The 7,360-nt window shown below is 73.6% G+C and carries 8 protein-coding genes and 2 pseudogenes; 1 reads left to right on the top strand and 9 read right to left on the bottom strand.

What is annotated here, in order from left to right; genetic code table 11:
- A partial coding sequence (locus ABTY20_RS34340; protein ID WP_352001067.1) for a TetR/AcrR family transcriptional regulator occupies positions 1-514 on the bottom strand: 514 nt, incomplete at its 3' end.
- A 148-nt stretch (positions 515-662) separates the two neighbouring features.
- On the opposite strand from ABTY20_RS34340, the pseudogene ABTY20_RS34335 reads away from it, so the two are divergent.
- Positions 663-1,325, top strand: a pseudogene (locus ABTY20_RS34335) (FAD-dependent monooxygenase); the annotation flags it as partial.
- 268 nt (positions 1,326-1,593) lie between these two features.
- On the opposite strand, the gene ABTY20_RS34330 reads toward ABTY20_RS34335, so the two are convergent.
- The 8 genes and pseudogenes from ABTY20_RS34330 to ABTY20_RS34295 form a co-directional block, all read right to left on the bottom strand.
- On the bottom strand, positions 1,594-2,499 hold the full coding sequence (locus ABTY20_RS34330; RefSeq protein WP_352001066.1) for a LysR family transcriptional regulator: 906 nt from the start codon (positions 2,497-2,499) through the stop codon (positions 1,594-1,596).
- Positions 2,500-2,535: 36 nt separating this feature from the next.
- On the bottom strand, positions 2,536-3,735 hold the full coding sequence (locus ABTY20_RS34325) for a glycine C-acetyltransferase (RefSeq protein ID WP_352001065.1): 1,200 nt from the start codon (positions 3,733-3,735) through the stop codon (positions 2,536-2,538).
- A gap of 29 nt (positions 3,736-3,764) precedes the next feature.
- Positions 3,765-4,793 (bottom strand): L-threonine 3-dehydrogenase, encoded by a 1,029-nt coding sequence (gene tdh / locus ABTY20_RS34320; RefSeq protein ID WP_352001064.1) that lies wholly within the window; start codon positions 4,791-4,793, stop codon positions 3,765-3,767.
- A gap of 184 nt (positions 4,794-4,977) precedes the next feature.
- Entirely contained in the window at positions 4,978-5,553 is a 576-nt protein-coding gene (locus ABTY20_RS34315) for a GAF domain-containing protein (protein WP_352001063.1), read from the bottom strand.
- A gap of 58 nt (positions 5,554-5,611) precedes the next feature.
- Complete coding sequence (locus tag ABTY20_RS34310; RefSeq protein ID WP_352001062.1) at positions 5,612-6,241, bottom strand: GTP-binding protein; 630 nt, start codon at positions 6,239-6,241, stop codon at positions 5,612-5,614.
- Positions 6,219-6,590, bottom strand: coding sequence for a DUF742 domain-containing protein (locus ABTY20_RS34305; RefSeq protein WP_352001068.1), 372 nt, complete (start codon positions 6,588-6,590; stop codon positions 6,219-6,221). The genes ABTY20_RS34310 and ABTY20_RS34305 overlap by 23 nt, the downstream gene beginning before the upstream one ends.
- Positions 6,591-6,592: 2 nt before the next feature.
- Positions 6,593-7,027, bottom strand: coding sequence for a roadblock/LC7 domain-containing protein (locus ABTY20_RS34300; RefSeq protein WP_352001061.1), 435 nt, complete (start codon positions 7,025-7,027; stop codon positions 6,593-6,595).
- 59 nt (positions 7,028-7,086) lie between these two features.
- Positions 7,087-7,360, bottom strand: a pseudogene (locus tag ABTY20_RS34295) (ATP-binding protein); the annotation flags it as partial.

Genomic DNA, 7,360 nt, shown 5'->3' with positions numbered 1-7,360 from the left:
CCCACCCCGTAGGTCCCCGACCGGACCCCCAGTTCCCGGGGCCCGCCGGCCCGCCGGCGCGGATGCGCGCGGCGATCGCCTCGGCCAGCTCGGTCTCGTCCGCCATGTGCGCGCCGAGGGTGCGGACCAGCAGGTGCGGCGAGGCGTGCAGCACCCGGGCGTGCAGCCGCCACAGCTCGTGCTGTTGTTCCACCTCGGCGAGCTCCGCTGCCATGGCCTCGCGCAGGGCCTGGAGCGGGGAGAGCGCGGCCGGCGCGTCGAGCACGGCCTGCCGCATCCGTGCGCCCGCCTCCGCGTCGATCACGACGAAGGCGTCGTCGCGGGTGTCGAAGTAGTTGAAGAAGGTCCGCACGGACACCCCGGCCGCCGCGCTGATCGCCTCGACGGTGACCTTGTCGGCGCCGTGCTCGGCGGCCAGCCGCACGGCGGCCTCGGCGAGAGCGCCACGCGTCGCCCGCTTCTTCCGCTCCCTCAGCCCGCCCTGCGCGGCGCCCTTCTCCGACATGTCTTGCATGCTATGCAAAGCTGCACGCCGTGCAAAATTGTTTCCGGCGGTTCCCGTCCGGCGGACGGCGTGACGTCCGTCCCGGGCGCTCCGCGCGAGGGAGCGCCGCCCCGACACTCGTCACGGCGGCAGGCCGCGAACCGGCCCGGAAGGACGGATGATGGCGAACTCACGGTCCGGGGAGACGGTCACCGAGCGGATCCCGCGTCCTCGAGACGTTCGACACCGACCGGACCGTGCAGACGGCGGCGCAGATCGGACGGCGCGCGGGGCCGACGTCGTCATCGGCGCGGACGGTTCCCGCAGCGTGGCCCGCGAGGCCGTCACGGGCACGCACGGCGGCTACTTCCGGGAGTACCCCTTCGCCTGGTTCGGCATCCTGTGCGAGGCGCCGCCCAGTGCCGAGGAGCTGATCCACAGCAACTCGCCGGACGGCTTCGCGCTGATCAGCCGGCGCGGTCCCGGCGTGCAGCGCATGTACTTCCCGTGCGACCCGCGGACCGGCACCGCGGCGTACACCGAGGAGCGGCTGTGGGAGATCCTGCGGTCCCGGGTCCCCGGCACCGTCCTCCACGAGGGCCCGATCTTCCAGCGGGACGTGCTCCGCTTCCGCAGCTTCGTCGCGCACGGGATGCGCCGGGGCCGGGTCGTGCTGGTCGGCGACGCGGCCCACACCGTGCCGCCCACCGGCGCCAAGGGCATGAACCTCGCCGTCGCCGACGTCGTCCTCCTCACCGAGGCGCTGCGCGCGCTGCTGCTCGACGGGGACGAGTCCCTGTTCGACGCCTTCCCCGACACCGCCCGGCAGCGCATCTGGAAGGCGCAGCACTTCTCCTGGTGGATGACGGGCCTGCTGCACCCGCTGCCCGGGGCGAGCGACTTCGACCGCATGCGCCAGATCGGCGAACTGCGCTCGGTGGTCGAGTCGGACGCCGGCCGTGCCTACCTCGCCGAGGGCTACACCGGCCGGCCGCTGCGGAGGACCGGCCTCGGCTGGGGCGGACGACACCGACGGGGCCCGGCCCCTGCCGGTGGGCGACGGCCGGCCTGCGGTGCGAGCGCCGCGCCGGAGCACACGCCCCCCGGATCTATGCGTCCCCGGCCGCCGCGCGGAGGGCGTCCAGGACCGGGCGGATCAGCGGGTGGCCCTCGGCGCCGCGGCGCACCGCGGCGAAGACCCGGCGGGTCGGGGCCACGCCGTCGACCGGGCGGACGACCACGCCCGTGAGGTCCATGCCGCGCAGCGCCGAGCGGGGCACCAGGGCCACCCCGACGTCCGCCGAGGCCAGGGCGACCACCGCGCGGAAGTCGTCCGAGGAGTGCTCGAGACGGGGCTGGAAGCCGGCGCTCTCACAGGCGAGGACGACCACGTCGTGGCAGGGGTTGCCGGGATAGGGGCCGATCCAGGGGTCCTTGGCCAGCTCGGCGAGCGGCACCTCGGCGGTGCCGGCCAGGCGGTGGGTGACGGGGACGACCGCGTCGAAGGGTTCGGCGTACAGCGGTACGTGGGTCAGCCGGGGGTCGTCGGCGGACGGCGCCCCCCGGTACTCGACCGCCACGGCGACGTCGACCTGCCGGTCGAGCACCATCGGCAGGCTGGCGTCGCCCTCGGCGTCCTGGACCCGGATGCGGATGCCGGGCGCCGATCCGGCGAGGCGGGCCACCGCGGGCGCGACGACCTGGGCGATCCCGGTGGCGAAGGCGGCGACCGTGACGGTGCCGGCCTCTCCCGAGCCGTAGGCGGCCAGTTCGGCCTCGGCCCGCTCCAGCTGGGCGAGGACCGCGTTGGTGTGGCCGAGCAGGATCTCCCCGGCCGGGGTGAGCCGTACGCCCTTGGCGCCGCGCTCGACGAGGCGGTGGCCGGTCTCCTGCTCCAGGGCGGCGAGCTGCTGGGAGACGGCCGAGGGGGTCAGATAGAGCGCGGCGGCCGCCGCCGTGACCGTGCGGTGGTCCGCCACCGCACGGAGGATGTGGAGCCGCCGCGCTTCGATCATGGAGGCGATTGTCTCAAATCGCTCGGTGTGCTCCGCTCAGCCGTCGAGCTCCGCCCGGGCCGCCACGAAGGCGTCCACCGCGCGGTTCACGTCCTCGGTGGAGTGCGCGGCGGAGAGCTGGACGCGGATGCGGGCCAGGCCCTGCGGGACGACGGGGTAGGAGAAGCCGATCACGTACACCCCGCGCTCCAGCAGCAGCTCCGCCATGCGGCCCGCCTCCGACGCGTCGCCGATCATCACCGGGGCGATGGCGTGGTCGCCGGGGAGGATGTCGAAGCCCTCCTCGGCCATCCGGCGGCGGAACAGGGCGGTGTTCTCGGCGAGGCGGACGCGCAGGTCGTCGGCGGACTCCAGCAGGTCGAGGACCTTCAGGGAGGCGGCGGCGATCACCGGGGCGAGGGTGTTGGAGAACAGGTACGGGCGGGAGCGCTGGCGCAGCAGGGCGACGATCTCCGCGCGGGCGGCCACGTAACCGCCGGAGGCGCCGCCGAGGGCCTTGCCGAGGGTGCCGGTGACGATGTCGACGCGGTCCATGACGCCGTGCAGTTCCGGGGTGCCGCGGCCGCCGGGGCCGACGAAGCCGACGGCGTGCGAGTCGTCGACCATGACCATGGCGCCGTACCGGTCGGCGAGGTCGCAGATCTCGTCCAGCGGGGCGACGTAGCCGTCCATGGAGAAGACGCCGTCGGTGACGATCAGCGTGCGCCGGGCGCCGCCTTCGGCGGCCTCCTTGAGCTGCCGCTCCAGGTCGGCCATGTCGCGGTTGGCGTAGCGGAAGCGGCGGGCCTTGGAGAGCCGGATGCCGTCGATGATCGACGCGTGGTTCAGCGCGTCGGAGATCACCGCGTCCTCGGGGCCGAGCAGCGTCTCGAAGACGCCGCCGTTGGCGTCGAAGCAGGAGGAGTAGAGGATGGTGTCCTCCTGGCCGAGGAACGCCGACAGCCGCGCCTCGAGCTCCTTGTGCACCTCCTGGGTGCCGCAGATGAAGCGCACGGACGCCATGCCGTAGCCCCAGCGGTCCAGGGCCTCGTGGGCGGCGGCGACCACCTCGGGGTGGTCGGCGAGGCCGAGGTAGTTGTTGGCGCAGAAGTTGAGGACCTCGCCGGGACGGCCGCCGGCGGTGACGTTCACGGTGGCGGACTGGGGGGTGCCGATGACGCGCTCGGGCTTGTGCAGTCCGGCGGCGCGGATCTCGTCGAGGGTGGCGCGCAGGTCGTCGCGCACGGAGTCGAACATGTCGGGAAGCTCCTAGAGAGACAGATGGCTTACGCGGTCCAGTCGAGGATGACCTTGCCGCCCCTGCCGCCGGCCGCGTCCTCGAAGGCGGCGTCGAAGTCGCGGTAGGAGTAGCGGCCGGTGATCACCGGGGCGAGGTCCAGGCCGCCTTCCAGCAGCACCGACATGGCGTACCAGGTCTCGAACATCTCGCGGCCGTAGATGCCCTTGATGGTGATCATCGAGGTGACGACGCGGGCCCAGTCGACGGGGAACTCCTCGGCCGGCAGGCCGAGCATCGCGATCCGGCCGCCGTGCGTCATGTTGGCGATCATGTCCCGCATCGCCTCGGGGCGGCCGGACATCTCCAGTCCGATGTCGAAGCCCTCGCGCAGGCCGAGGGCGTGCTGCCCGTCGGCGATGGTCGACTCGGCCACGTTCAGCGCCAGGGTGGCGCCGATCTTGCGGGCGAGTTCCAGGCGCTCCTCGCTGACGTCGGTGATCACGACGTTGCGCGCGCCGGCGTGCCGGGCCACGGCGGCGGCCATCAGGCCGATCGGTCCCGCGCCGGTGATGAGGACGTCCTCGCCGACGAGCGGGAAGGAGAGCGCGGTGTGCACGGCGTTGCCGAACGGGTCGAAGATCGCGGCGACGTCGAGGTCGACGGGCACCCGGTGCACCCACACGTTGGTGGCGGGGAGCACGACGTACTCGGCGAAGGCGCCGTCGCGCCCGACGCCGAGGCCGACCGTGGCCCGGCACAGGTGGCGGCGGCCGGCCAGGCAGTTGCGGCACTTGCCGCACACCAGGTGGCCCTCGCCGCTGACCCGGTCACCGGTCGTGACGTCGGTGACGTCCCGGCCGGTCTCCACGACCTCGCCGACGAACTCGTGCCCGAGGACCAGCGGGGTGCGGATCGTCTGCTGCGCCCAGCCGTCCCAGGACCGGATGTGCAGGTCGGTGCCGCAGATACCGGTGCGCAGCACCTTGATCAGCACGTCGCCGGGTCCGACGGCGGGCTCCGGGACGTCCGCGAGCCACAGCCCGGGCTCCGCCTTCTCCTTGACCAGCGCCTTCAACGCTTTGGCTCCTGAGGGTGAGTCCCGGTCCCCGGGCACGCCGGAGCGGCCCCGGTCCGGGAGAAGGAGTGGAATCGCACTGCAATCTGCCGTACGACACCCTCACCGGTCCATCGAGGTTTTCTTAAGCGCGGCCACAGCTTTCCTTCACACCGTCACCCGTCCGGCCCCGTACCGCGCGGCGTCACGGCGGCGGTCCGCCGTCCTCCCGGCGCTCCAGCCGTCCGACGAGATCGGCGGCCTGCGCCTTGATGGCGGCGAGCCCCGGCTGTCCCCAGGCGCGTGGCCGGACGTCGGTGACCGACACGGTGCCGAGCACCGTGCCGGTGCGGTCGATGAGCGGTGCGCCCATGTAGGAGCGGATGCCGAACCCGTCCACCACCGGGTTGCCCGCGAACCGCGGGTAGTCGCTCACGTCCTGGAGGACCAGCGCCCTGCGCCGGGCCACCACATGGGGGCAGAAGCCGTGGTCGCGGGGCAGCGCCCGGCCCAGCAGGGCGCCGGTGCCGTCGCCGCGGACGGCCGGCGCGACGGCGGGGGTGCGCAGGCCCGCGAAGAACTGCCCGTCCTCGCGGAGGAAGTTGACCATGGCGTACGGCGTCCCGGTCAGCTCGGCGAGGCCGTGCGCGAAGGCGTCGAGCGCGGGATCGGGGTACTCCCCCAGTCCCAGCCGGCGGAGCCTGCGGGCGCGTTCCGGCGCCTCCCTGTCCTCGGGGGTGAGCAGCAGACGACCGGCCGGGCGGGGCGGGCCGTAGCTCATGAGCGGGCTCCCGGGGTGCGGGCGAGGATCATCTGTGGGCTCCGAGGGTGTGCGGGGGTCACCTGGGGGCGCCGTACCCGGTCGTGGCGGCCGGGGTGTGGGCGATGAGGTGGCGGACCAGTGTCAGCAGGGCCTGGACGCCGGAGCTGGAGATACGGGCGTCGCAGCGGACGACGGGAACCTCCGCGGGGAGGTCGAGGGCGGCGCGCACCTCCCCGGGGTCGTAGCGGAAGGCGCCGTCGAACTCGTTGACGGCGACGATGAATCCGAGGCCGCGCTGTTCGAAGAAGTCGATCGCCGCGAAGCACTCCGCCAGGCGTCGGGTGTCGGCCAGGACGACCGCGCCGAGCGCGCCCTCGCAGAGCTCGTCCCACATGAACCAGAACCGTTCCTGACCGGGCGTGCCGAACAGGTACAGCACGTGGTGCGCGTCGAGGGTGATGCGGCCGAAGTCCATGGCCACGGTCGTCTCGACCTTGTTCTCGACGCCGTCGAGGTCGTCGGTGGCGGCGCCGGCCGTGGTGAGGAGTTCCTCCGTGCTGAGCGGCGCGATCTCGCTGACCGCGCCGACGAAGGTCGTCTTGCCCACACCGAACCCGCCCGCCACCAGGATCTTGAGTGCGGTGGGGAACGGGTCGTCGCCGCGGTCCGCGCCGTCCCCGTGGTCAGAGCTGTCGTCGTAGTCCATCGAGCACTGCCTCCAGAAGGGCCCGGTCCGTCGGGTTGTGGTGGAACGCGGGGGGCTTGTCGGTCAGCGCCCCCCATTCGACGAGGTCCGCCAGCAGCACCTTGGTGACGGCCACCGGCAGCCTGAGATGGGCGGCGACCTCGGCGACCGGAACGGGAGCGCGGCACAGGTCGAGGGCCTGCGCGTGCTCGGGACCGAGATGGCCGAGAGGGGTGGCGCCGGTGGCCCTGACCTGCGACATGAGGTCGAGGGCGACGGTGGGACGGGTGCGGCCGTCGCTGACCGTGAAGGGGCGCACCAGCCGTCCGGCCGCGTCGTCGAGCCAGGGCCCGTCACCGGCCGCCGTCACGCTCAAGGCCTCATCGCCGGCGGTTCGACACCCTGCTGGCGGGGAGCGGTCACCAGGTACGGCCGTACGGACTTGACCAGCATCGCCATCTCGTAGCCGAGCACCGCCGCGTCGGCCTCGCGGCCGGCCATGACGGCGAGGCAGGTGCCGGAGCCGGCGGTGGTGACGAACAGCAGGGTCGAGTCGAGCTCGACGACGACCTGCCGGACGTCGCCGCCGTCGCCGAAGCGGACGCCGGCGCTGCGGCCGAGGGAGTACAGGCCGGAGGCCAGGGCGGCCATGTGGTCGGCGGCGTCCGGGTCGAGGCCGTGCACGGACTTCACCAGTCCGTCGCAGGACAGCAGTACGGCGCTGTTGGTGTGCGGTACGCGTTGTACGAGGCCGCTCATCAGCCAGTCGAGGTCGGATACCTGGGCGGTCGGCGCGTCGCTCGCCATGGTGGATCGACTCCTTGGGGTGCGAAGGTCTGCGGGAGCGCTGGTGGGGGTGGTGGCGGTCATCCGGCGGACGTGCTCCCGTCGTGCCGGGCGGGGCGGTCGGTGGGGGGCGCGGGCCGCGGCGGGCCGGGGGGCTCCTGCCGGGACTCCGCGAGGCTGACGCCGCGCTGGAAGGCGGCCATCAGGTGGGGGTCGTGTCCGGCGACGTGCTCGGTGTCCTGGCGGGGCGCGGGGCCGTCGCGGAGCTGCGGTGCGATGTGCTCCTGGGCGCGGCGGCGGGGCAGCCGGGGTCTGTCCATGGTGCCGCGCACCGCGCCGCCGCGCGGGACGAGG

The organism is Streptomyces sp. NPDC126497, assembly GCF_040302425.1.
Lineage (GTDB): Bacteria > Actinomycetota > Actinomycetes > Streptomycetales > Streptomycetaceae > Streptomyces.
This window is presented reverse-complemented; position numbering and strand designations above follow the sequence as displayed.

Coding starts and splice junctions, on each gene's coding strand:
- ABTY20_RS34330 (WP_352001066.1), bottom strand. CDS start 2,499: ATGATCGAAGCGCGGCGGCTCCACATCCTCCGTGCGGTGGCGGACCAC.
- ABTY20_RS34325 (WP_352001065.1), bottom strand. CDS start 3,735: ATGTTCGACTCCGTGCGCGACGACCTGCGCGCCACCCTCGACGAGATC.
- ABTY20_RS34315 (WP_352001063.1), bottom strand. CDS start 5,553: ATGAGCTACGGCCCGCCCCGCCCGGCCGGTCGTCTGCTGCTCACCCCC.
- ABTY20_RS34310 (WP_352001062.1), bottom strand. CDS start 6,241: ATGGACTACGACGACAGCTCTGACCACGGGGACGGCGCGGACCGCGGC.
- ABTY20_RS34300 (WP_352001061.1), bottom strand. CDS start 7,027: ATGGCGAGCGACGCGCCGACCGCCCAGGTATCCGACCTCGACTGGCTG.